The organism is Aureimonas glaciei, assembly GCF_014643375.1.
GTDB lineage: Bacteria > Pseudomonadota > Alphaproteobacteria > Rhizobiales > Rhizobiaceae > Plantimonas > Plantimonas glaciei.
The window spans coordinates 85416-107530 of sequence record NZ_BMJJ01000015.1; the positions used below are offsets into that span (position 1 = coordinate 85416).

Annotated in this window: 23 protein-coding genes; 15 read left to right on the forward strand and 8 right to left on the reverse strand. The window is 66.0% G+C overall.

Translation table 11 applies throughout. The features are described 5' to 3' along the window. Nucleotides 1-15 precede the first annotated feature (15 nt). A complete protein-coding gene (locus tag IEX88_RS23550) occupies nucleotides 16-861 on the forward strand; it encodes a YdcF family protein (protein ID WP_188854930.1) in 846 nt (281 codons plus the stop codon). Here IEX88_RS23550 and IEX88_RS23555 read toward each other — a convergent pair. Together IEX88_RS23555 and IEX88_RS23560 are read right to left on the reverse strand one after the other, a co-directional pair. Continuing rightward, nucleotides 762-1112 (reverse strand): DUF3253 domain-containing protein, encoded by a 351-nt coding sequence (locus IEX88_RS23555; protein WP_188854931.1) that lies wholly within the window; start codon nucleotides 1110-1112, stop codon nucleotides 762-764. The genes IEX88_RS23550 and IEX88_RS23555 overlap by 100 nt on opposite strands. Next, the gene (locus IEX88_RS23560; protein WP_188854932.1) at nucleotides 1064-1816 is read right to left on the reverse strand and encodes a DUF599 domain-containing protein; all 753 of its coding nucleotides are present in this window, start codon (nucleotides 1814-1816) and stop codon (nucleotides 1064-1066) included. Before IEX88_RS23560 ends, IEX88_RS23555 begins: the two co-directional genes overlap by 49 nt. 166 nt (nucleotides 1817-1982) lie before the next feature. On the opposite strand from IEX88_RS23560, the gene IEX88_RS23565 reads away from it, so the two are divergent. Then, entirely contained in the window at nucleotides 1983-2417 is a 435-nt protein-coding gene (locus IEX88_RS23565) for a DUF1489 family protein (RefSeq protein WP_188854933.1), read from the forward strand. A gap of 96 nt (nucleotides 2418-2513) precedes the next feature. Here IEX88_RS23565 and IEX88_RS23570 read toward each other — a convergent pair whose 3' ends face one another. Together IEX88_RS23570 and IEX88_RS23575 are read right to left on the reverse strand one after the other, a co-directional pair. Beyond that, on the reverse strand, nucleotides 2514-2783 hold the full coding sequence (locus IEX88_RS23570; protein ID WP_188854934.1) for a hypothetical protein: 270 nt from the start codon (nucleotides 2781-2783) through the stop codon (nucleotides 2514-2516). 142 nt (nucleotides 2784-2925) lie between these two features. Beyond that, nucleotides 2926-4398: a D-alanyl-D-alanine carboxypeptidase gene (locus IEX88_RS23575; RefSeq protein WP_244640458.1), complete on the reverse strand. Its 1473-nt coding sequence runs from the start codon at nucleotides 4396-4398 to the stop codon at nucleotides 2926-2928. A 398-nt stretch (nucleotides 4399-4796) separates the two neighbouring features. Here IEX88_RS23575 and clpS point away from each other — a divergent pair, with 398 nt between their 5' ends. The 4 genes from clpS (at nucleotide 4797) to IEX88_RS23595 (ending at nucleotide 8828) form a co-directional block, all read left to right on the forward strand. Continuing rightward, nucleotides 4797-5189 carry an ATP-dependent Clp protease adapter ClpS gene (gene clpS, locus IEX88_RS23580; protein WP_244640464.1) on the forward strand — a complete coding sequence of 131 codons (393 nt, stop codon included), beginning with the start codon at nucleotides 4797-4799 and terminating at the stop codon, nucleotides 5187-5189. Between the two features lie 8 nt (nucleotides 5190-5197). Next, on the forward strand, nucleotides 5198-7642 hold the full coding sequence (gene clpA / locus IEX88_RS23585; protein WP_188854935.1) for an ATP-dependent Clp protease ATP-binding subunit ClpA: 2445 nt from the start codon (nucleotides 5198-5200) through the stop codon (nucleotides 7640-7642). Nucleotides 7643-7731: 89 nt separating this feature from the next. After that, the gene (locus IEX88_RS23590) at nucleotides 7732-8469 is read left to right on the forward strand and encodes an AzlC family ABC transporter permease (protein WP_188854936.1); all 738 of its coding nucleotides are present in this window, start codon (nucleotides 7732-7734) and stop codon (nucleotides 8467-8469) included. After that, a complete protein-coding gene (locus IEX88_RS23595; RefSeq protein ID WP_188854937.1) occupies nucleotides 8469-8828 on the forward strand; it encodes an AzlD domain-containing protein in 360 nt (119 codons plus the stop codon). The genes IEX88_RS23590 and IEX88_RS23595 overlap by 1 nt, the downstream gene beginning before the upstream one ends. Nucleotides 8829-8859: 31 nt before the next feature. On the opposite strand, the gene IEX88_RS23600 is transcribed toward IEX88_RS23595, so the two are convergent. The 4 genes from IEX88_RS23600 to IEX88_RS23615 are packed head-to-tail and all read right to left on the reverse strand — an operon-like array spanning nucleotide 8860 to nucleotide 11816. Then, a complete protein-coding gene (locus IEX88_RS23600) occupies nucleotides 8860-9285 on the reverse strand; it encodes an HIT family protein (RefSeq protein WP_188854938.1) in 426 nt (141 codons plus the stop codon). A gap of 58 nt (nucleotides 9286-9343) precedes the next feature. Continuing rightward, nucleotides 9344-10579, reverse strand: coding sequence for a GNAT family N-acetyltransferase (locus IEX88_RS23605; protein WP_188854939.1), 1236 nt, complete (start codon nucleotides 10577-10579; stop codon nucleotides 9344-9346). A gap of 37 nt (nucleotides 10580-10616) precedes the next feature. Beyond that, complete coding sequence (locus IEX88_RS23610) at nucleotides 10617-11342, reverse strand: glycerophosphodiester phosphodiesterase family protein (protein ID WP_188854940.1); 726 nt, start codon at nucleotides 11340-11342, stop codon at nucleotides 10617-10619. A gap of 6 nt (nucleotides 11343-11348) precedes the next feature. Continuing rightward, complete coding sequence (locus IEX88_RS23615) at nucleotides 11349-11816, reverse strand: RidA family protein (RefSeq protein ID WP_188854941.1); 468 nt, start codon at nucleotides 11814-11816, stop codon at nucleotides 11349-11351. 102 nt (nucleotides 11817-11918) lie between these two features. Between IEX88_RS23615 and IEX88_RS23620 the strand changes: the two genes are divergently transcribed. The 9 genes from IEX88_RS23620 (at nucleotide 11919) to bamA (ending at nucleotide 22078) form a co-directional block, all read left to right on the forward strand. After that, complete coding sequence (locus IEX88_RS23620) at nucleotides 11919-12797, forward strand: EipB family protein (protein ID WP_188854942.1); 879 nt, start codon at nucleotides 11919-11921, stop codon at nucleotides 12795-12797. A gap of 275 nt (nucleotides 12798-13072) precedes the next feature. Next, nucleotides 13073-13918, forward strand: coding sequence for a 30S ribosomal protein S2 (rpsB, locus tag IEX88_RS23625; RefSeq protein WP_188854943.1), 846 nt, complete (start codon nucleotides 13073-13075; stop codon nucleotides 13916-13918). 121 nt (nucleotides 13919-14039) lie between these two features. Further along, on the forward strand, nucleotides 14040-14966 hold the full coding sequence (gene tsf, locus IEX88_RS23630; RefSeq protein WP_188854944.1) for a translation elongation factor Ts: 927 nt from the start codon (nucleotides 14040-14042) through the stop codon (nucleotides 14964-14966). Nucleotides 14967-15062: 96 nt separating this feature from the next. Continuing rightward, entirely contained in the window at nucleotides 15063-15782 is a 720-nt protein-coding gene (gene pyrH / locus IEX88_RS23635; RefSeq protein WP_188854945.1) for a UMP kinase, read from the forward strand. Between the two features lie 28 nt (nucleotides 15783-15810). Further along, a complete protein-coding gene (gene frr / locus IEX88_RS23640; protein ID WP_188854946.1) occupies nucleotides 15811-16368 on the forward strand; it encodes a ribosome recycling factor in 558 nt (185 codons plus the stop codon). Nucleotides 16369-16428: 60 nt separating this feature from the next. Then, nucleotides 16429-17145 carry an isoprenyl transferase gene (locus IEX88_RS23645; protein WP_188854947.1) on the forward strand — a complete coding sequence of 239 codons (717 nt, stop codon included), beginning with the start codon at nucleotides 16429-16431 and terminating at the stop codon, nucleotides 17143-17145. 21 nt (nucleotides 17146-17166) lie between these two features. Next, nucleotides 17167-18018 (forward strand): phosphatidate cytidylyltransferase, encoded by an 852-nt coding sequence (locus IEX88_RS23650; RefSeq protein WP_188854948.1) that lies wholly within the window; start codon nucleotides 17167-17169, stop codon nucleotides 18016-18018. Between the two features lie 119 nt (nucleotides 18019-18137). Then, nucleotides 18138-19277 carry an RIP metalloprotease RseP gene (rseP, locus tag IEX88_RS23655; RefSeq protein WP_188854949.1) on the forward strand — a complete coding sequence of 380 codons (1140 nt, stop codon included), beginning with the start codon at nucleotides 18138-18140 and terminating at the stop codon, nucleotides 19275-19277. Nucleotides 19278-19522: 245 nt separating this feature from the next. Beyond that, nucleotides 19523-22078 (forward strand): outer membrane protein assembly factor BamA, encoded by a 2556-nt coding sequence (gene bamA, locus IEX88_RS23660; RefSeq protein WP_188854950.1) that lies wholly within the window; start codon nucleotides 19523-19525, stop codon nucleotides 22076-22078. The last annotated feature ends 37 nt before the right edge of the window (nucleotides 22079-22115 follow it).

Sequence of the window (22115 nt, forward strand, 5' to 3'; positions counted from 1 at the left end):
CCGAAAGTGCCGCCCTTGTTCTTCGTCGTCTCGAAACTCGCCTGGTTCCTGCTGCAGCCGCTGGTGATCACGGCGCTCCTCCTGGCGCTGGGGATTTTTCTCGGCGCCTTGGGGCTGCGCAGGCTCGGGGCGGGACTGAGCCTCCTGGCGCTGGCGATCCTGCTGGTCGTCTCCGCCAGTCCGGTGGGCCTCTTGATGACGGCGGCGCTCGAGAACCGCTTTCCGCCGCCGGAACTGCCCGCGCGCATCACCGGCATCGTGGTTCTCGGCGGCGCCCTCGACACCCGCGTCGCTCGCACTCGCGGCGGCGTGGAACTGAACGAGGCCGCCGACCGGATGACGGCCGCGACGGCCTTGGCCCTGCGCTATCCCGACGCCAAGCTCCTGTTCAGCGGCGGCGTCGCGGCCGTCCTCGAGGAGGATGTGCCGGAGGTCGAATCGGCCGAGGAGTTCTTCCTGTCGCAGGGAATCGCGCGTGACCGGCTGATGCTGGAAGGGCAGGCGCGCAACACCTACGAGAATGCCGTCTACGCCAGAGAGCTCGCCGCCCCCAAGCCGGGCGAGGTCTGGGTGATGATCACCTCTGCCCAGCACATGCCGCGCAGCGTCGGCTGCTTCCGCAAGGCCGGCTTCGACGTGATCCCCTATCCCGTCGACTACCGGACGCCGGCCGGCAGCCTGGTCTGGCGGCCGTCGACCTCCTCGACCCGCAACCTCGACAAGGTGAACGATTCGTTTCGCGAGTATCTGGGCCTTGTCGCCTATTGGCTGAGAGGGCGCACGGACGCGCTGTTCCCGGCGCCCGCCTCGTCGATCTCCTCCGGCGCGGCAGCGGATTCTGACGCAGCCCCCAGCCTGTAGATGCCCTTGAAGCCGTCGGGGTCGACGACGCGACCCTTGCGGCGGATGGTCAGCGCCCCGGCCTTGGCCATTTTCACCGCCTCGACGCGGATCGGATGCATCAGCAGCCGCCATTTCGTCTCGTCAGGGCCGGCGATGGCGCGGGCGACTTCCGACGGACAGACCGTCTTGTCGGCACCGCGTTCGGCGATCATCGTGGCGATCAGCTCGGCGATTCCGTCAGCGGCGTCTGGGGCGGGGGTGTCAGACATGGAAGCGGATCCTCGTCGGCATCGGCCACCGTATGGCGGGCCGGGGAGAAAAATTGGCGCTGGGCGAGAATCGCCATCACGAAAAGCGTGGTGCCGATCAGGAAATAGGCGCCGATAAACCAGCCGAGGAAGGCGAGCGCAAAGAAGACGCCGCGAAGCCCGGCATTGAAGTTCTTCGCGGCCAGCTGGTTCATTCGCGTGGCGCGGGCGACCGCCCGCTGGGCAGCTTCCGGATTGAGCATGGCATCCGAGCGCATCGGAATCGCGCCGATCAGGATGGTGCAGTAGTTGAACAGGCGATAGGCCCAGCCGAACTTGAAGAAGGCATAGGCGAAGATCGCCACCTGGCCCAGCAGTTTCACCTCGACCAGGCCGCGATCGAGGCGGCCGTGGAAAGGCAGATCGGCGGCGATGGCCGCGATGCGGTCGCTGGAGCCGAGCAGCGCGAAACAGCCGCCGATGGCGAAGATGCAGGCCGAGGCGAAGAAGGCGGTGCCCTGCTGCAGGCCCGCCATGATCGCCGTGTCGATCATCCGGAGATCGCGGTTGAGCATGACCTGCATCCAGCGCCGCCGCTGTACATTCATCGCTTGGCTGAGGCCGTGCCGCGACCAGGGGCTGCGGTCTGTCAGCCAGTTGTAGGCAAACCAGCCGCCGATGAAGACGGCGAGTGCCAGGCCATCCCGGAAATCCAAACTCGCCATGTGTCTATCCCGAACCCGCGCGCCTTGTCGGAACGGTCTTCGCAAATTGCAGGCCGGGCGGCAATCGCGTCCGGCGGGCGGCCGGCCGCCCGCTGCGGCGCTTCGCCCTGCCGAGCGCGGCGGGCGAGCGCTTGACGCAGGGCCTGGCATGGCGGCAGAACGCGGCATGTCGCTTCATATGGTCAAGCTCTGCGTCGGCGCCGATTCGGTCGAGGATCTGCAGTCATGGGTCGCCCAGCGGATGGGCGACGCGGCCAGCCGCGGCCTGCCGCAGGAACAGATCCATCAGACCCGCGCGCTGCCCAAGCGCGCCGACGAGATTCTCGCCGGCGGCTCGCTCTACTGGGTGATCAAGGGAAAGGTGCAGGTTCGCCAGCCCATCCTGGAACTTCGCCCGGTGGTCGACGCCGAGGGCATCAAGCGGTGCCACATCGTGCTCGAGCCGCGCTTCGTCCTGACGGACTGGCAGCCGCGCCGCGCCTTCCAGGGCTGGCGCTATCTCGAGGGCGCCGAAGCGCCGGAGGATCTGGGAGCGGGCGGCGAGGGCGGTGCGCTGCCGCCGGAGCTCCGGCGTGAACTCGCCGACCTCGGGCTGATCTAGCTTCCCCACGCCGGCCGGGCGTTCGCCCGTCGCGCCGACGCGATGGGGCGGATCATCACCCGCGTGGGCCGGACGGCTCCGCGGGAAGCGCGCGGGTCAGCGAACGCGCAGCCGGATCGCGCGGTCGCCGACCGGCGAATAGACGACCAGCCGCGGCGAGGCCGGCGGCTGCGAGGCGCGCCAGGCGCGGGCCCCGTGGCAGAGCAGAAGGCCGACGAGATCCTTGGCCTTCAAAAGCGAGCGGCCCTCGCGGAACTCCGAGATGCGGCGCGAGGCCTGATGCAGCGGATGCATGCCGACGACGGTCGCGCCCATCCTCCGGGAAACGGGCTCCATCTGGCCGAGGCTTTCCTGATCGATGGTCATTGCGGCAGTCCTCAACGCGGCTGGATAGGGCGCACTATCGTTGTGAAATCAGGGCGCGGCTGCGCAATCGACCGTGGGGTGATCGCCGGCGACATCCGCGTTGTGGGGTATCCGGCCGGCGGTCAGAACCGCCGGCAATCAGTCAGTTGGCGACGCTGTAGCAGTTGTAGGAGTGCTGCTTGAGCGCGTCGCAGGCCCGGTTCGCCTCGGTCCGCGACTGGAAGCCGGCGAAACGCGCGCGGTACAGGGTCTGCGAGCCGCTCGCAACGGACTCGGTGAAAGGCTGTGCGTTGCTGAGGGCGGAGCCGCTGCGTGCCTTGGCTTCCGCGAGCATTTCGAGCGCACGGTTCTGTTCGGGCATGGCGGCGATCTGGACGACCCAGGGCGAGGTCCGCGGAGAGGCAGCACGAGCGAGTATGGTCCCCGTCGTCATCGGATCGAAATCTCGGCCGGTGGGAATGTCACCGGGCGGGACGGGGCCGGACGGGGCGAGGGCGTTGACGGGGGCGGTGGGGCGCGGGGCCTTGAGGGCGGCCCGCAGCGCGGCGCGACCGACGATCGGCCGGGTCGGCGCGGCGGCGAGGCGCGCGACGGCATGCGCGGCGTCGGCATCGGCGCCGTAGGCTTCCGCGATCCGCTCGTTGATAGTCTCGCGCATGCGGGGCAAGGGGACGCTGGACGGCGGCTGGTAGCTGAAGGTCGGCGGGGCGGCGGCGACGGTGACGCGCGGCTCAGTGCTGCGCGAGGCGATCAGGTCGCCGCTGCTGCGGGTCGACGCGACCGCGAGATACTTGGTCAGGAGGTCGGCCATCTTCTTGTCGCGGGCGGCACCGGTGCGCCCGCCCATCACCACGCCGACGATCTTCTTGTTGTCGCGCAGCAGGGAGGAGACGAGGTTGTAGCCCGAGGCGTTGATGTAGCCGGTCTTGATGCCGTCGACGCCCTGGATGCGGCCGACAAGCCGGTTGTGACCGTTGATGGTGCGTCCGCGGAAGTTGAACGATTTGGTCTTGAAGTAGCCGAACTCGCGCGGAAAATGCTCGCGAAGCGCGATGCCGAGCGTGGCCATGTCGCGCGCCGTGGTCTTCTGCTCGCTGTTGGGCAGGCCGTTGGCGTTGCGGAACGTCGTCTTGCTCATGCCGAGCTGGCGGGCCTTGGCCGTCATCTGGGCGGCAAAACGGGCTTCCGAGCCGGCGAGATGCTCGGCGATGACGACGGACGCGTCGTTGGCCGACAGCGTCACGAGGCTGAGGATGGCTTCCTCCACCTTGAGGGTCGAGCCGACCTTCAGGCGCAGCTTGGTCGGGGGGCGGGCGGCGGCATAGGACGACACCTTCATCGGCGTATCGCGCGACACCCGGCCGCTCCGCATGGCCTCGAACAGCATGTAGAGCGTCATCATCTTGGTCAGCGACGCGGGATAGCGCAGCGCGTCGCCGTCGCTCGAATACAGGACCTTGCCGTTGTTCGCATCGATGACGAAGGCGGCGTCGTTGCTGTCGGCCGAGGCCAGCACGGTGGACTGCGACAAAAGCGCCATCGAGATCGCGCAGACGCCGACGGCCTTGCTGAAGCCCGACAGACGATCCTTGCGGCTGGGAATTCCTGTACGCACGAGCAACTCTCTCGGTTCGGTCAAAAGGGACACGCCGGACTTTCCAGTGCGACGGGGCGCCGCCGATGGAAGCCGATGGTCGGCGTCTCTTCGATAGAGGGGAGACTAAGCGGTGCGGATTACCAATCCGTTTATGGTTGCCGGAGTGTTGTGCCCGGTGTCTCGAACCCGCCGGCGGAGGGAACTGGAAGGGCTACCTTAGCAAGGACCACGCCGATTCTTCGGGAAATATCGCGCAAGTCCGGCTAAAACCGGGCGGAACAAAATTTGCATGGAATCGCAAAATGTTCGGCGTGAAACCAGAATGGGCTCGCCAACGGTGCGGCATCGATCAGGAAACTTTCATGGGCGGCCGACATGTCTTAAAATCCCGGCGCGGCACATTACATAGCCGAGGCATGACAGAGGTGGCGGCAGTGAACGACGGAACGGGAACAGGGTTGGAATCGGATCTCGTGCGTTCGCAGGCGGGCCGGCAACGCGGATCGGATCCCGATCGCGGAACATCGGTCATCACCCGGACCAAGCCGCAGACGAAGAAGCCGAGCCTTTACAGGGTGCTGCTTCTGAATGACGATTACACCCCGATGGAATTCGTGATTCATGTCCTGGAGCGTTTCTTCCAGAAGGATCGCGAGGCGGCTACCCGAGTCATGCTGCATGTGCACAATCACGGCGTTGGCGAATGCGGTGTCTTTACCTACGAGGTCGCGGAGACGAAGGTCACGCAGGTCATGGATTTCGCCCGCCAGCATCAGCATCCGCTGCAATGCGTGATGGAAAAGAATTGAGGTGAAGCTTGCCGACATTTTCGCAAAGCCTTGAAAAGTCTCTGCACCAGGCGCTGACGCTCGCCAACGAGCGCCAGCAGGAGTTCGCCACGCTCGAGCACCTGTTGCTGGCGCTTTTGGAGGACAAGGACGCCGCTGCGGTGATGAAGGGCTGCAACGTCGATCTCGACGTTCTGCGCGCCAGCCTGGTCGAATACATCGACACCGAACTGGCCAACCTGGTCACCGGGCATGAAGAGGATTCCAAGCCGACGGCGGGCTTCCACCGCGTGATCCAGCGTGCCGTGATCCACGTCCAGTCGTCGGGTCGCGAAGAAGTGACAGGGGCAAACGTGCTCGTGGCGATTTTTGCCGAGCGCGAGAGCCATGCTGCCTATTTCCTGCAGGAGCAGGAGATGACTCGCTACGATGCCGTGAACTTCATCGCTCATGGCATTGCCAAGCGCGCCGGCGGGTCGGAAAGTCGACCGCTGCGGGGCGCCGAGGACGATCAGTCGACCATGGGACCGGATGAGGAAGGCAGGCGCAAAACGACCCAGGATGCTCTCACCGCCTACTGCATCAACCTGAACGAAAAGGCGAAATCCGGGCGCATCGATCCCTTGATCGGCCGCACCGAGGAGATCAACCGGACCATCCAGGTGCTCTGCCGCAGGTCAAAGAACAACCCGCTCTACGTCGGCGATCCCGGCGTGGGCAAAACGGCCATCGCCGAAGGCCTGGCCAAGCGGATCGTCGAGAACGACGTGCCGGAGGTTCTGGCCGACGCGACGATCTTCTCGCTCGATATGGGCACGCTGCTCGCCGGCACACGCTATCGCGGCGACTTCGAGGAGCGGCTGAAGCAGGTCGTCAAGGAGCTCGAGGAGTATCCGGGCGCCGTCCTGTTCATCGACGAGATCCACACTGTCATCGGCGCCGGCGCGACGTCCGGCGGCGCCATGGATGCCTCGAACCTGTTGAAGCCGGCGCTCTCCAACGGCGCCATCCGCTGCATCGGCTCCACCACGTACAAGGAATACCGGCAGTTCTTCGAGAAGGACCGGGCTCTCGTCCGGCGCTTCCAGAAGATCGACGTCAAGGAGCCGACGATCGACGACGCCATTGCCATCATGAAGGGGCTGAAGCCCTATTTCGAGGACTTCCACAAGGTGAAGTTCTCCAATGAGGCGATCAAGGCGGCGGTCGAGCTGTCGGCGCGCTACATCAACGACCGCAAGCTGCCGGACAAGGCGATCGACGTGATCGACGAGACCGGCGCGTCGCAGATGCTGCTCCCCGAGGCGCAGCGCAAGCGCAAGATCGGCGTCAAGGAGATCGAGGCGACGATCGCCACGATGGCGCGGATTCCGCCGAAATCGGTGTCGAAGGACGACGAGGAAGTCCTCGCCCATCTCGACACGCAGCTGAAGCGCGTCGTCTACGGCCAGGATGCGGCGATCGAGGCCCTTTCGGCGACGATCAAGCTGGCGCGAGCCGGCCTGCGGGAACCCGACAAGCCGATCGGCAGCTACCTCTTTTCGGGCCCGACGGGCGTCGGCAAGACGGAAGTCGCCAAGCAGCTCGCTTCGGCCCTCGGCCTGGAACTTCTGCGCTTCGACATGTCGGAATACATGGAGCGGCACACGGTCTCGCGGCTGATCGGCGCGCCTCCCGGCTATGTCGGCTTCGACCAGGGCGGGCTTCTCACCGACGGCGTCGACCAGCATCCGCACTGCGTGCTGCTGCTGGACGAAATCGAAAAGGCGCATCCGGACCTCTTCAACATCCTGTTGCAGGTCATGGACCACGGCAAGCTGACCGACCACAACGGCAAGAAGATCGACTTCCGTAATGTCATCCTGATCATGACAACGAATGCGGGCGCGGCGGAAGGCGCACGGGCGGCGATCGGCTTCGGCTCGACGCGGCGCACCGGCGACGATGTCGAGGCGATCAACAAGCTGTTCACGCCGGAATTCCGCAACCGGCTGGATGCGATCATTCCGTTCGCGGGCCTTGGCCCCGAGGAGATCAACCGCGTCGTCGAGAAGTTCGTCATGCAGCTGGAAGTCCAGCTGTCGGAGCGCGGCGTCACCTTCGAGCTCACGCCCGAGGCCGTCGCCTGGCTGGCGGACAAGGGCTATGACGAGCACATGGGGGCGCGGCCGCTGGCGCGCGTCATCCAGGAGTTCGTCAAGAAGCCGCTGGCCGACGAGGTCCTGTTCGGCAAGCTGAAGAAGGGCGGCACCGTCAAGGTGACGGTCGTCGACGACGAGAAGGGCGGCAAGAAGCTCGCGCTCGAATGCATCGCCGACGATCAGCCGAAGTCGAAGCGGTCTCGCGCCAAGGTCTCGGCCGATGGCGAGGAGTTCGACGACGACGATGACGGCGAGGACGACGAGGATGACGGCGACGTCGCGGTGAAGACCGCCAAGCGCCCCGCCACCAAGGCGCCGCGCAAGACGAACTGAGCTCGGCTCATCATGCCAAGGGCCGCCCGAAAGGGCGGCCCTTTTTTGCGCGCCGACATGGCGCGGACACCAGGAACCGGACAGCAGACATGAGCGCCAGCGAGGACAGCACGGCGGAGCCCTCGGCGTTCCATTGGATCGCCAAAGGCATGCTCGGGATCTTCAGCCCGCCGGCGCTGATCCTCACCGTCTCCTTCATCGGCTTTGCCGCCCTGGCGCGCGACGCGGGGCTCGACTGGATGCAGGCGTCCTTCATGACCTTCGCCGTCTGGGCGCTGCCGGCCAAGATCATCCTCGTCGGCGCGATCACCGCCGGCGTGTCGCTGCCGGCCGCAGCCCTCGCGGTCGGCCTGTCGTCGCTGCGGCTGATGCCGATGGTGGTGGCGCTGCTGGCCGAGATCCGGACGCCGAAGACACGCACGCTGACGCTGCTCTTCCTGTCCCATTTCGTCGCCATCACCGGCTGGGTCTACGCGATGGAACGGGTCGACCAGGTGCCGCGGGAGCGGCGGGCGCTGTTCTTCGGCAGCTTCGCCATTCTCCTGACGGCGGTGAACACGGTCGTCGTCGCTCTCGTGTTCAATCTGATGGGACAGCTGCCGGCGCTCGCCACGGGCGCGCTGGCCTTCCTGACGCCGGTCTATTTCCTGACATCGCTGTTCGGCTCCGCGCGTGACCTTTCCGGGCGCCTGGCGCTGTTTCTGGGGATTCTCTGCGTGCCGCCGGCGCACTGGCTGTCGCCGGACTTCGACCTTCTGATCGCCGGCATCGGCGGCGGCGCCCTGGCCTTTTTCCTCGGCCGGGCGGTCGAGGCGAGGCGCGTCTGATGGGCGACCTTTCCTTCCACGCGATCACGGCGGCCTGGTGGCCCTATGTCTTCATCCTGCTCGCCGGCTGGCTGCCGACCGACATGTGGCGCTATCTCGGCGTGCTCTCCGCCAGCCGTCTCGACGAGACCTCGCCCTATGTCGCGCTGACCCGCACGATCGCGACGGGCATGGTCGCCGCGGTGATCGGGCGGCTCGTCCTCTATCCCTCGGGATCCCTGGCCGAGATCCCCGACGCTGTCAGGATTGGCGCGCTCGCCGCCGGGTTCGCCGTGTATCTCATGGCAGGCAGGCGGGTCCTGGTCGGCATTCTCGTCGCGGAAGCGATCCTGATCGGCGTGCCGCTGGCGATGGGCTGACGAGGGCCTCGCCCGCGGTACTCCGCGCGGATCAGTCCAGCGCGGCCCGGATGAGCGCCGCCTGTTCGGCCAGCATCCCGGCATCGGCCATCCCGCCGGAATGCGGCACGAGAGCCACTCCCTCGTAGCGCGGGATGACGTGGAAGTGCAGATGGAAGATCGTCTGTCCCGCCGGCGCCTCGTTGAACTGGCTGACCACGACCCCGTCGGCCGCAAAAGCTTTATGGGCGGCGCGGGCGAGGCGGGCGACGCGGGGCATCAGAAGGGAGAGGGTCTCATCCTCGGCATCGAGGAGGTTGCGCGAGGGTGCCTTCGGGATGACGAGGCAGTGACCTTTGGACTGCGGCATGACGTCCATGAGGGCAAGGGCGACGTCGTCTTCAAAAATCTCGTGGCGGGGAATCTCGCCCCGAAGGATCTTGGCGAAGATATTGCCCGGATCGTATGCGTCGCTCATCCCACGTCCTCCTCACGGCTGTCGGTGCTCGCGGGTTTCGGACGGAAACGCGGTCCGGTCAATCCTCGCCTTTGCGGAAGGGCGTGTGCCGGGCCAGGATTTCCTGCCGCCGCTCGACCTCGCGCCGCTCGAAGTCGAGATGGTCCTCCACCGCCTGGCGCAGGCCGGGATGGCGGATGTAGTGGGCGGAATGCGTGGTCACAGGCGCATAGCCGCGGGCCAGCTTGTGCTCGCCCTGGGCCCCGGCCTCGACGACAGCCAGCTTGTGGGCGATCGCGTAGTCGATCGCCTGGTGATAACAGACCTCGAAATGCAGGAAGGGATGCTCCTCGATGCAGCCCCAGTAGCGGCCGTAGAGCGTGTCGCCGCCGACGAGGTTGAGCGCCCCTGCGATGTAGCGGCCCTCGCGCCGGGCCATCATCAGGACGATCCGCTCCGGCATGCGCTCGCCGATCAACCGGAAGAATTTTCGGTTGAGATAGGGTCGGCCCCATTTACGGCTGCCGGTGTCGTTGTAGAAGTCGAAGAAGGCGTCCCAGGCCTCCTCGGTGAGATCGGCGCCGGTCAGCCATTCCACCGTGATGCCGGGCGCCAGCGCCTCGCGCCGCTCCTTGCGCAGCACCTTGCGCTTGCGCGAGGCGAGAGTGCCGAGGAAATCCTCGTAGCTGGCGAAGCCCTCGTTGCGGAAATGGAACTGCTGGTCCGTCCGATGAAGATACTCGTCGGCGTCCATGGCCGAAAGGTCGTCGGGCGTGAGGAAGGTGGCGTGAGCCGAGGAAACGCCGGTCTGGCCAACATAGGCCTTGATGCCTTCGCACAGCGCCAGGCGCCGCACATCGGCCCCTGGCGTCGTACCGACGAGCAGCCGCGGTCCGGTCGCCGGCGTGAACGGCACGGAAACCTGGAGCTTCGGATAGTAGCGCCCGCCGGCCCGCTCGAAAGCGTCGGCCCAGCCATGGTCGAAGACGTATTCGCCCTGGCTGTGGCCTTTCAGATAGGCCGGCACGAAGCCGATCGCCGCGCCGTCCGCATCTTCCAGCACGAGGTGCTGCGGTTGCCAGCCGGTGCGGCCGCCGACGCAGCCGCTGTCTTCCAGCGATTTGAGAAACGCGTGGAGGAGGAAAGGATTGCCGGGAAGGGCCGGGGCGGCATCGCCCGCGGCGGCGGCATCCACGAGCGCCAGGCGGTCCCATTCGTCAGCCGGCAGCCTGTCGATCGCGTCGACCACGCGGATGGCGAAGCCTGGCTCCGCCACCGGTCCGTCCGAAGCCCCGGTGCCCTGATGTCTTGTCATGCCTGGAAGCTATCGTCCGCCTTGTGCATTGCAAGCGTCACGCCTGCGGCACAAAGCCCTCGAAGGTCATCTGGTCGGCATGCGCCTGTGTCGTGGCAATGTCTTCGGGCGTGCGGACCGTCCAGGAGATGACCGGCGCGCGTCGCTCGCTGCGCATCCAGTCAACGAACGGATTGGGCAGGTGGTGCACGCTGTAGGAGACGAACCGGCAGCCGCGCTCGATCGTGGCGCGGTGCGCGGCGAGCAGTTCTGGCCGCAGACCCTCGGCCGTCAGCCCCACCGGCAGCTCGCAGCCGGCGAGCGCCTGCTCGATCAGCCAGACGTCGAAGGACATCAGCGCCAGCGGCCCGCGATAGCCTGAAATGACCGGCCAGAGCGCGTCGAAATAGCCCGCGTCCTCTTCGGCGGTGGTTCCCTTCATCTCCATGATCACGGGCACGCGGCCGTCCACGAAGGCGAGGAACTCGGCTACCGTCGGGATCGTCTGGTCGGTATGGCCGAGCGTTACCTTCGCCAGATCCTCAGCCGACCAAGCGGCGACGCGGCCGCTTTCCGTCGTCAGCCGCTCCACCGTCGGATCGTGGAAGACGACGGGAACGCCGTCGCGCGTCAGGCAGACGTCGCATTCGATGGCGTAGTCGCCGGCAATGGCGGCGGCGGCGGCGGCGATCGTGTTTTCGATGACGGCAACATTGCCGTCGTGCAGCCCGCGATGGGCGATCGGCCGGCGGGTCAGCCAGCCGAGAGGACCGTCAAATGTCATGGGGGCTCACCGGATCTCGAACAGGGCCTCGATCTCGACCGCGGCATCCATCGGCAGGGCCGGGACGCCGACGGCCGAGCGGGAATGCCGGCCGGCATCGCCGAGGATGTCGACGAGGAAGTCGGACGCGCCGTTGGCGACCTTGTGCTGCTCGGTGAAATCGGGGCTGGAGGCCACGAAGACGGTGAGCTTCAGGAGGCGGACGATGCGGGTGAGGTCGCCGCCCAGCGCCGCGCTGGCCTGCGCCAGGATGTTGATCGCGCAGAAGCGCGCCGCGGCCTGGCCGTCCTCGAGGGCGACGCCGCCGCCGAGCTTGCCGGTCACCGCCACCTTGCCACCGTCGATCGGCAGCTGGCCGGAGGTCTGCAGCAGCGAGCCGTAGAGGACGAAGGGCACGTAGTTGGCGGCCGGAGCGGCGGCGACGGGCAGCGTCACGCCGGCGGCGGCGAGGCGGGTCGTGATGGTGTCGGTCATGAATTGTCCTTTGTTGGCGGGAATGTGAGACTAAGGCGGAAACAGGGATGCCGGATGGCCTCCCGACGGGCTGCCGGCCGAACCGTTCCGAGAGATTTTCGCATGATGTCCCGCAGTTTGATCGTCCTGGCAACGTTTTCGGCATCCGCGGCCCATGCCGCCATGCCGCTGGCCCCGCATCAGGCTGTGTACAATCTCAGCCTGGCTTCCGAATCAAGCGGGATCGTCGACGCCGAGGGCAGAATCGCCATGGCGCTGAAGACCGACAAGTGCGGTGTCTACGATCTCGACTACCGTTTTGTCGCGCGTTTCCAGCAGGAGCAGGAATTCACGCTGACGGACCAGCAGACGAATTCGACCGAGAATCTGGCCGGGACCGAGTTTGAGTTCACGACGAAGACCTTCGTCGACGGCTCGCCGGAAAAGGAGATCCGTGGCGCGGCGCACCAGGAGGGCGAGACGACGAAGGTGGCGATGCAGTCGCCCGTCGAGCGCCAGTTCGACCTGCCGAGATCGGCCTTCCCCATGCAGCATACCGCCGAGCTGATCGCCCATGCCAAGGCGGGCGAGCGGATCGTCGAGACAAAACTGTTCGACGGCGACGACGACGCCGAAAAGCTTCTCACCAGCACCGCGATCATCACGCCCAATCTGACGCCGGCCGCCGGCGCTGCCGCCGCGATGCCCGAGCCCGCCGCGCCGGCCTCGGGCAAGCCCGACCCTTCGTCCGCACCGGGAGAGGGCGCCCAGCCGGCGCCGACGGCCGCCATTCAGAAGCTACTAGCCGGGCTGGCGTCCTGGCGAATCAGCGAGGCCTATTACAACAGCGACAGCGACCCGGACGGCATGCCGGTGTTCCAGACCAGCTATGTCCTCTACGAGAACGGCGTCTCGGATTCCCTGCGCCTCGATTTCGGCAGCTACGTCCTGACCGGCTCGCTGAATCAGCTCGATCTCTTCGACGCGACACGCTGCCAGTAGCGGCGCGCGGCAGGCGGGTGAGGCGTCGGCGGCAGGCGATCCGGTGATCCCGGCCGGGTCCGACGCGGCAATTTTCGGCTGCCGGCCCGTGCCGGTGCCCCGCAGTCGCGGACAGTTTGACCTTGCCCGGCGCGGCGCAAAGGTGTATGGGCGCGGTCATTCCACACACGGAATTCGGGACTGACAGCGGAGAAATCCGTTCGCTCTGTCCCACCGGTGGCGGCCATCCGGCTGCTTCTTTTCCGTGGAGGCTCAACCGGTAAAAGGAAAATACCATGGCATTGCCAGATTATTCCATGCGTCAGCTGCTCGAAGCGGGCGTCCACTTCGGCCACCAGACTCACCGCTGGAACCCGAAGATGGCGCCGTTCATCTTCGGCTCGCGCAACAACATCCACATTCTCGATCTCGCCCAGACGGTGCCGCTCCTGCACACCGCGCTGAAGGCGGTTTCGGACACCGTCGCCCGCGGCGGCCGCGTGCTGTTCGTCGGCACCAAGCGCCAGGCTTCGGACATCATCGCCGACGCTGCCCAGCGCTCGGCCCAGTATTACGTCAACGCCCGCTGGCTCGGCGGCATGCTGACCAACTGGAAGACGATCTCGAACTCGATCCAGCGCCTGCGCAAGCTCGACGAGATGCTTTCGGGCGAAGCCCACGGCTTCACCAAGAAGGAGCGGCTGACCCTGCAGCGCGAGCGCGACAAGCTCGACCGGGCCCTCGGCGGCATCAAGGACATGGGCGGCGTGCCGGACATGATCTTCATCATCGACACCAACAAGGAAGCCATCGCGATCGAGGAAGCCAAGCGCCTCCACATCCCGGTGGTCGCCGTGATCGACTCGAACTGCAACCCGAACCCGATCGACTTCCCGATCCCGGGCAATGACGACGCGGCCCGCGCCATCACGCTGTACTGCGACCTGATCGCCAAGGCCTGCCTCGACGGCATCGGCCGCCAGGCCGGCGCCATGGGTGTCGACATCGGTGCGATGGAAGAGGCTCCGGCCGAGGCCCTCGACGAAGTCGCGATGCCCGACCAGTCGGCTCCGGAGACAGAGTCCGATGTCGCCGCCGAGGCGACGTCTGCTGCCGAGCCGGAAGTCCAGCCGGCGGCCTGAGGGCTGCTGCCGCTTCTGGCGGCGCTTCCTGACCGGACGGCGTAATCGCGCCGTCACATTTACGGCGCACCTCTCGTCTGGCGACAGGGGTGCGCATGTTTCATTTCCAAGAGGCTGATCGATGACCGTTACCGCCGCGATGGTGAAAGAGCTGCGCGAGAAATCCGGCGCAGGCATGATGGACTGCAAGACCGCCCTTTCCGAGAACGCCGGCGACATGGAAGCCGCGATCGACTGGCTGCGGGCCAAGGGCATTTCCAAGGCCGACAAGAAGTCCGGCCGCACCGCCGCCGAGGGCCTGATCGGCGCCGCGTCGGGCGGCACCGAGGCGATCGTCGTCGAGGTCAATTCCGAGACCGATTTCGTCGCCCGCAACGACGCCTTCCAGGCGATCGTGCGCAACGTCGCCAATGTCGGCCTGCCGACCGACGGCTCGCTCGAGGCGGTCGCGGGTGCGACCTATCCCGGCTCGTCGAAGACCGTCGCCGAGACGATCACCGAGGCTGTCGGAACGATCGGCGAGAACATGGCTCTCCGCCGCACCGCCAAGCTGACCGTCGGCGACGGCGTCGTGGCGACCTACATCCACAACCAGATCTCCGACGGTCTCGGGAAGATGGGCGTCCTCGTCGCCCTCGAGTCGACCGGCGACAAGGCCGCTCTTCTCGCCTTCGGCCGCCAGGTCGCGATGCATGTCGCCGCGACCAACCCGCTGGCGCTGACATCGGGCGAAGTCGACCAGGCGACGGCCGATCGCGAAAAGGCGATCTTCGTCGAGCAGGCCCGCGAGTCGGGCAAGCCGGAAGCCATCATCGAAAAGATGGTCGAGGGCCGGATGCGCAAGTTCTACGAGGAAGTCGTTCTCCTCAGCCAGGCCTTCGTCATCAATCCCGACCTGACGGTCGAGAAGGCGCTGAAGGAAGCCGAGAAGGATTTCGGCGCTCCGGCAACGATCGCCGGCTTCGTGCGCTTCGCCCTCGGCGAGGGCGTCGAGCGCGAGACCTCCGACTTCGCCGCCGAAGTCGCGGCCTACGCCGGCAAGAAGTAAAGCCTCTCCCCAGACGAGACAGGCCTCGGGCGTCCGCGTGACAAGCGGACGCCCTTATTGTATCGCAGGCCGGAATTTCCCGAGGAACGACCCTTCATGACGTCAGGCATCCGGTTCAAACGCGTTCTGCTGAAGGTCTCGGGCGAGGCCCTGATGGGCAGCCAGGGTTTCGGGATCGACGTCACCGTGGTCGACCGGATCGCCGGCGATATCCGCGAGGCCCGGGAACTGGGCGCCGACATTTCCGTCGTCATCGGCGGCGGCAACATCTTCCGCGGCGTGGCCGTCGCGTCCAAGGGCGGAGACCGGGTGACCGGCGACCACATGGGCATGCTGGCGACCGTCATCAACGCCCTGGCGCTGCGCACCTCGCTCTTGAAGATCGGCGTCGAGTCGATCGTCCTGTCGGCGATCGCCATGCCGGAGATCTGCGAGAGCTTTTCCCAGCGTGACGCGCTGGCGCATGCCGCCGCGGGCAGGGTGGTGATCTTCGCCGGCGGCACCGGCAATCCCTTCTTCACCACCGATTCCGCGGCCGCGCTCCGCGCCGCCGAAATGGGCGCCGAAGCCCTGTTCAAGGGCACGCAGGTCGACGGGATCTACACGGCCGATCCGAAGACCGATCCGACCGCGGTGCGCTTTGAGCAATTGACCCATAGCGAGGTGCTGCAGCGCGGCCTGGCGGTGATGGACGTCGCCGCGGTCGCTCTGGCCCGCGAGAACCACATTCCCATTGTCGTCTTTTCCATTCACGAAAAGGGCGAGTTCGCCCGGATCCTGTCGGGCACCGGCCGCGCCACGATCGTGACGGACTGAGACGCCGAGAGAAAGCGAAGGACCTGATATGGCGGATTTTGACTTTACCGAACTGAAGCGTCGCATGGACGGCGCGATCAATGCGCTCCAGCACGACCTCTCCGGCCTGCGCACCGGCCGGGCCTCGGCGAGCCTGCTCGACCCCATCACCGTCGAAGCCTATGGCACGCAGACACCGCTCAACCAGCTCGCCAACGTGTCCATTCCTGAGCCGCGCATGCTGTCGGTCTCGGTCTGGGACAAGAGCATGGTCGGCAAGGTCGAGCGCGCGATCCGCGACAGCCATCTCGGCCTCAACCCGATCACCGACGGGACCACGCTGCGCATTCCGCTGCCGGAGCTCAACGAGCAGCGCCGCAAGGAACTGGTCAAGGTTGCGCACACTTATGGCGAGAATGCCCGGATCGCAGCGCGGCATGTGCGGCGCGACGGGATGGAGACCCTGAAGAAGATGGAGAAGGACGGCGATATCGGGCAGGATGACAGCCGTCAGATGTCCGACCGGGTCCAGAAGATGACGGACGAAACGATTTCCGAGATCGACAGGTCGCTGTCGGCTAAGGAAGCCGAAATCATGCAGGTCTAGGCTGCCGCGATCCAGGGCCGTCGGATTGCCGGCGGCCGGCTAGAAGAAACGAGGCTTCCCGTGCGACTTCCGCAACACGTCGCGATCATCATGGACGGCAACGGACGTTGGGCCAAGGCGCGCGGACTGCCGCGCACTGTCGGTCACCGCCGCGGCGTCGAGGCAGTCCGGGAAGCGGTCCGCACGGCGGGCGCCCTCGGCATCCGCTACCTCACGCTGTTCGCCTTCTCGTCCGAGAACTGGCGCCGTCCGGCGCAGGAAGTCGACGAGCTGATGGGGCTCCTGAAGCTGTTCATCCGCCGGGACCTCGCCGACCTGCACAAGGAGGGCGTGCGCGTCCGGGTGATCGGCGGCCGCGACAATCTGAGCCCTGATATCCGCGCGCTGCTGGAGGAGGCCGAAAACCTCACCTGCAACAACGACAGCACGACGCTGGTCATCGCCTTCAACTACGGAGCGCGCGAAGAGGTTACCCGGGCCGTCAAGCGCATCGCGGTCAAGCTCGCCTCCGGCGAGGTTTCCGCCGACGCGGTGACGGCCGAGTTCCTCGACAGCCACATGGACACGGCGGGCATTCCCGATCCCGACCTCATCATCCGCACCTCAGGCGAGCTGCGTCTGTCGAACTTTCTCCTCTGGCAGGCCGCCTATTCCGAGTTCGTCTTCATGCCGTGCCTGTGGCCGGACTTCGACCGCAAGGCGTTCGAGGAGGCCCTGGCCGATTTCGCCGGTCGCGAACGGCGTTTCGGCAGCGTCTCCTGCGACATCGCTTCCTGAGGTGCCGCGGATCTTGCCCTCATGAGCCTCCGGACCGGCCCCGCACTGAAGAGCCAGTCCTGGACCGATCTGCGCGTCCGCCTGATCTCGGCCCTGGTGCTGGGCTGCTTCGTGCTCGCCATCGCGGTGATCGGAGGCGTGCTGTTTCGCCTGTTGTGCTGCGCGGCCGCCATCGTCGTCTTCGAGGAATGGTCGCAGATGACGCGGGCCCGGCGTGCCGGGCCGCTGTTCAAGCTGGCGCGGCGCGCGCTGCTGTTTGCGCTCTTTGCCTTCCTGCTCGGCGCCAATGCGGCCGCACTCGCCATCGTGGTCGCTGCCAGCGCCTTCATCGCCTTCGTCGATCGCCGCGAGCACCGCGCCGACTGGACGCTCGGCGGCCTCGTCTATGCCAGTCTGGCGGGTTTCGCGCCGGGCATGTTGCGCGGCGACGACGCAGCCGGCCTGGCGGTGCTCGGGCTCGTCATCACCGTGGTCTGGTCGTCCGACATCTTTGCCTATTTCACCGGCCGGGCCCTCGGCGGACCGAAGATCATGCCGTCGGTGTCGCCGAAGAAGACCATATCGGGCTGCCTTGGCGGACTCTTGGCCGGCGTCGTGCTCGGCACCTTGTTTGCTTACGCGGCGACCGGCGAGGTCCATGTCTGGATGCTGCTCCTGACCGCATGCCTGTCGATCCTCGGACAGGCGGGAGACCTTTTCGAGTCCTGGATCAAGCGGCATTTCGGCGTGAAGGATTCCGGGCGGATCATTCCGGGCCATGGCGGCCTGATGGATCGGATCGACGCCCTGATCGTCGCTCTGGCCGCGGCCTGGATCGTCGGCATGGCGTTGAACGGCCTCGACCACCCGGCGCGCGCGCTCTTCGACCTGTAATCGGCGCGGTCTGCCGGCTTGCCGGTATGAACCCGCGATTCAATGCGGTATGCCTCGCGCTTGAGTTCCTTTCCGGCGCCGTGCAGCATGCCGCGCGGTGCGATATCGAGGGTTGACCAATGGACGTCTCGTCCTTTTTCGCGATGATCTGGGACACGGCGCTGATCAAGATCATCCCGTTTCTGTTCGTCCTGACGGTGATCGTGTTCTTCCATGAGCTGGGTCATTTCCTCGTCGGGCGGCTGTGCGGGATCAAGGTCCTGGCCTTTTCCGTCGGCTTCGGCCCCGAGCTGATCGGCTTCAACGACCGCCAGGGAACGCGGTGGAAGCTCTGCGCCATTCCGCTCGGCGGCTACGTCAAGTTCCTCGGCGACGAGAACGTCGCCTCCGTGCCCGACAATGCCGCCGTTGCGCGGATGGACGAGGCGGAGCGGCAGAAGTCGTTTCCTGCCCAGAGCGTTGCCCGCCGCGCCGCGACGGTGGCCGCCGGCCCGATCGCCAATTTCATCCTCGCCATCGCGATCTTCGCCGGCGTCGCCTACTTCAACGGCCGGGTCGTCGGCGACCCCATCGTCGCCGAAGTGCGGGCGGAGTCGCCGGCAGCCGAGGCCGGTATCCTGGCGGGCGATCGGATCGTGGCGCTGGACGGCAACGAGGTGACGTTCTTCGGCGATATCCTGGAATATGTGTCGACCCGGGCGAATGTGCCGATCGATGTCGCCGTGGAACGAGCCGGTGCGACGCTTCACCTGCAGGTGACGCCGCGCAACGTCACCCAGACCGATGCCTTCGGCAACGAGGTGACGGGCCCGCTGATGGGCCTCGTCGCCACCCGCGAGAGCTCGTCGTTCCGAACCGAGAAACTCTCGGCGGTCGAATCGGTCCGCTATGGCGCCGAGCAGACCTGGTTCTTCACCAGCCACACCGCTTCTTTCATCGGCGGCATCTTCACGGGCAACCAGGCCGCCGACCAGATCGGCGGTCCGATCCGCATTGCCGGCATCTCCAGCCAGGTCGCCACGCTCGGCTTCGCGGCGCTCCTGATTCTGGCGGCGCAGCTGTCGATCTCGATCGGCCTGCTCAATCTCGTTCCGATCCCGATGCTCGACGGCGGCCATCTCCTGTTCTACGCTTACGAGGCCTTGCGCGGGCGACCGCTGAGCGAAAAGGTGCAGGAGTTCGGATTTCGAATCGGAATCGTGCTGGTGCTGTCGCTGATGCTCTTCGCCGTCTGGAACGACATCTCGTGGATGACCTGATGCCGTCGGCCTTCCGGCCAGACAATGGTTGGGGTGGGCGCGGATCGTCGAAGATGTTCGCCGGCAGAACTAACCATTCGTTGACCATAACCGGTCGATCAGTGGCTGGGGCGCAACGGTTTTCCGATTCCTAAACTGAATCGGTCCAGTTTGCTTGAATGCGGTACCAAAGCCGGTAAAAGGCATGGATGCATGGAGCCAAGCTGGCGCCCGTGCGGCATAATGAAAAAAAGGTGGTGAGGCCTATGACGGCTGGATCAAAGCTTCTGCAAGCCGCGTCGGCGTTCGCGCTTTCCTCGACTTTGCTGACGGCGACTCTTGGCGCTCAGCTCGTCATGGTTGCGCCCGCGCATGCCGCTGCGGTGAGCCGCGTCGAGGTCCGGGGCAATCAGCGGGTCGAGGCGGACACGATCCGCGGCCTCCTCGCCATTCGTCCCGGGCAGAACGTCGGCGACGCCGAGATCGACGAGGGCGTTCGCAAGCTCTATTCGACCGGTCTCTTCTCCGATGTCCGCATCAGCCAGGCGGGCGGTGTCGTCACCGTCAACGTCGACGAGAACCAGATCGTCAATCAGGTGCTGTTCCAGGGCAATTCCAAGCTCAAGGACGAGCAGCTCGCCGCGGCCGTTCAGACCCAGTCTCGCGGTGCCTATTCCGCCGCGACAGCCGAGACGGACGTCGCCGCGATCAAGGATGCCTACGTCAAGATCGGCCGCAGCGATGCCACGGTCTCCGTGCGCACGCTCCCGGTCGAGAACAATCGGACGAATGTCGTCTTCGACATCGACGAGGGTGACCGCACCAAGATCGGCCAGATCAACTTCGTCGGCAACAACGCCTATGGCGACGGCCGACTGAAGGAAGTCGTCGCGCTGCGCGAATCCGGCCTCCTGAGCTTCATCCAGCGCAACGACGTCTACAGCGAGGACCGTCTTCGCGCCGACGAGGAGACACTGCGGCGCTTTTACTACAACCACGGCTATGCCGACTTCCGCATCGTCTCTTCGGTCGCCGAGCTCAACGACGCCGAGAACCAGTACACGGTGACCTTCACCGTGGAGGAGGGTGAGCGCTACACCTACGGCGCCATCAACGTCGAATCGAGCATTCCGGGTGTCGACACCGAAGTGCTCAAGAGCGAAGTGAAGACCGACACCGGCGACGTCTACAATGCCGAGCAGGTCGAGAAGTCGCTCGTCGCGGTGACCAACAAGGTCGCCGAGAGCGGCTACGCCTTTGCTCAGGTGACGCCGCGCGGCAACCGCGACTTCAACAACCGGACAATCTCCATCGACTACGTCGTCGATCAGGGGCAGCGCGCCTACATCGAGCGCCTCGACATCCGCGGCAACACCAAGACGCGCGACTACGTCATCCGTCGCGAATTCGACGTGTCCGAGGGCGATGCCTTCAATCAGGTCCTCGTCCAGCGCGCCAAGCAGCGCCTCGAGGGTCTGGGCTTCTTCACGTCGGTCAACATCTCGACCGCGCCCGGCTCCGAGCCGGACCGCGTCGTCGTCATCGTCGACGTCGTCGAGAAGTCGACCGGTGAGTTCTCGATCGGCGGCGGTTACACGACCGGCGGACAGAGCGAAGGCCCGGTGGCCGAAATCGGCGTCACCGAGCGCAACTTCTTGGGTCGCGGTCAGTTCGTGAAGGTCTCTGCCGGCTTCGGTGCCGACACGCGCAACTACCAGCTTTCCTTCACCGAGCCCTATTTCCTCGGTCGCCGCCTGGCAGCCGGCTTCGACATCTACACCTCGACGAACACGTCGGAGTCCTACGATGTCGAGCGCACCGGCGGCTCGCTCCGTCTCGCTGCGCCGATCACCGATGAAGTCACGGCGCAGATCGCCTACAACTTCAAGCAGGAGAAGTTCGGCGACGACGACGGCGGCCGTCGCGTCCAGGACAATTCGGGCAATTACTACATCGAGACGGACTCGGGCACGCCCACCGTCATCGGTTCGGTCGCTTCGGACTACGACCTGCAGGATGGCCAGCGGTTCGTCACCGCCACCTGCAACAACCCCAACCCTTATGGATTGGTGTCCGCGAACGTGAACGGTCAGTCGACCGATTTCAGCAATGCGCCGAAGTACACGCGGTCGACGATCATCAACGAGGCGATCTGCGACAGCCCGTACACGACGTCCTCGATGTCCTACGCGCTCACCTACAACACGCTGGATTCCACCAAGGATCCGCGTAACGGCATCATCGCGTCCTTCGGCCAGGAAGTGGCGGGCCTCGGTGGCGATGCGAGCTTCATCAAGACGACGGCGAAGGCGTCCTACTTCCAGCAGCTGCAGGAAGAGTACGACGTGGTCGGTCAGCTCAGCGTCGGCGGCGGCAATGTCTCAGGCCTCGGCGACGACCTCCGGGTGTTCGACAACTTCTTCAAGGGCCAGGACATCGTCCGCGGCTTCGAGACCAAGGGGATCGGCCCGCGCCAGTTCGAGCTGGATGGCGGCGGCAACACTGTGGGTGACGGCGTCGCGATCGGCGGCGAGAACTACCTGAACGCCTCGGCCGAGACGACCTTCCCGCTGCCGCTGGTCTCGCGTGACTTCGGCTTCCGCGGCGCGCTGTTCGCCGATGCGGGCACGCTTTGGGGCACCGAGTTCGCCGGACAGACGGGCGTGGTCGGCGACGAGCTGAAGATCCGGGCATCCGCCGGTGTCGGCCTGATCTGGGCGTCGCCCTTCGGCCCGCTGCGCGTCAATTACGCCCATCCGTTCATGAAGGAAGACTACGACGAGACGCAGGAGCTGTCGTTCGGCTTCTCGACGCGGTTCTAGGGATCGGGGAGGGCGGGCTTCGCCCTCCCGCGGATTT

Excerpts from the sequence above, each read along its gene's own strand:
- IEX88_RS23555 (WP_188854931.1), bottom strand. The coding sequence starts at position 1,112 with ATGTCTGACACCCCCGCCCCAGACGCCGCTGACGGAATCGCCGAGCTG.
- IEX88_RS23560 (WP_188854932.1), bottom strand. The coding sequence starts at position 1,816 with ATGGCGAGTTTGGATTTCCGGGATGGCCTGGCACTCGCCGTCTTCATC.
- IEX88_RS23565 (WP_188854933.1), top strand. The coding sequence starts at position 1,983 with ATGTCGCTTCATATGGTCAAGCTCTGCGTCGGCGCCGATTCGGTCGAG.
- IEX88_RS23570 (WP_188854934.1), bottom strand. The coding sequence starts at position 2,783 with ATGACCATCGATCAGGAAAGCCTCGGCCAGATGGAGCCCGTTTCCCGG.
- clpS (WP_244640464.1), top strand. The coding sequence starts at position 4,797 with ATGACAGAGGTGGCGGCAGTGAACGACGGAACGGGAACAGGGTTGGAA.
- IEX88_RS23590 (WP_188854936.1), top strand. The coding sequence starts at position 7,732 with ATGAGCGCCAGCGAGGACAGCACGGCGGAGCCCTCGGCGTTCCATTGG.
- IEX88_RS23595 (WP_188854937.1), top strand. The coding sequence starts at position 8,469 with ATGGGCGACCTTTCCTTCCACGCGATCACGGCGGCCTGGTGGCCCTAT.
- IEX88_RS23600 (WP_188854938.1), bottom strand. The coding sequence starts at position 9,285 with ATGAGCGACGCATACGATCCGGGCAATATCTTCGCCAAGATCCTTCGG.
- IEX88_RS23605 (WP_188854939.1), bottom strand. The coding sequence starts at position 10,579 with ATGACAAGACATCAGGGCACCGGGGCTTCGGACGGACCGGTGGCGGAG.
- IEX88_RS23610 (WP_188854940.1), bottom strand. The coding sequence starts at position 11,342 with ATGACATTTGACGGTCCTCTCGGCTGGCTGACCCGCCGGCCGATCGCC.
- IEX88_RS23615 (WP_188854941.1), bottom strand. The coding sequence starts at position 11,816 with ATGACCGACACCATCACGACCCGCCTCGCCGCCGCCGGCGTGACGCTG.
- IEX88_RS23620 (WP_188854942.1), top strand. The coding sequence starts at position 11,919 with ATGATGTCCCGCAGTTTGATCGTCCTGGCAACGTTTTCGGCATCCGCG.
- rpsB (WP_188854943.1), top strand. The coding sequence starts at position 13,073 with ATGGCATTGCCAGATTATTCCATGCGTCAGCTGCTCGAAGCGGGCGTC.
- tsf (WP_188854944.1), top strand. The coding sequence starts at position 14,040 with ATGACCGTTACCGCCGCGATGGTGAAAGAGCTGCGCGAGAAATCCGGC.
- pyrH (WP_188854945.1), top strand. The coding sequence starts at position 15,063 with ATGACGTCAGGCATCCGGTTCAAACGCGTTCTGCTGAAGGTCTCGGGC.
- frr (WP_188854946.1), top strand. The coding sequence starts at position 15,811 with ATGGCGGATTTTGACTTTACCGAACTGAAGCGTCGCATGGACGGCGCG.
- IEX88_RS23650 (WP_188854948.1), top strand. The coding sequence starts at position 17,167 with ATGAGCCTCCGGACCGGCCCCGCACTGAAGAGCCAGTCCTGGACCGAT.
- rseP (WP_188854949.1), top strand. The coding sequence starts at position 18,138 with ATGGACGTCTCGTCCTTTTTCGCGATGATCTGGGACACGGCGCTGATC.
- bamA (WP_188854950.1), top strand. The coding sequence starts at position 19,523 with ATGACGGCTGGATCAAAGCTTCTGCAAGCCGCGTCGGCGTTCGCGCTT.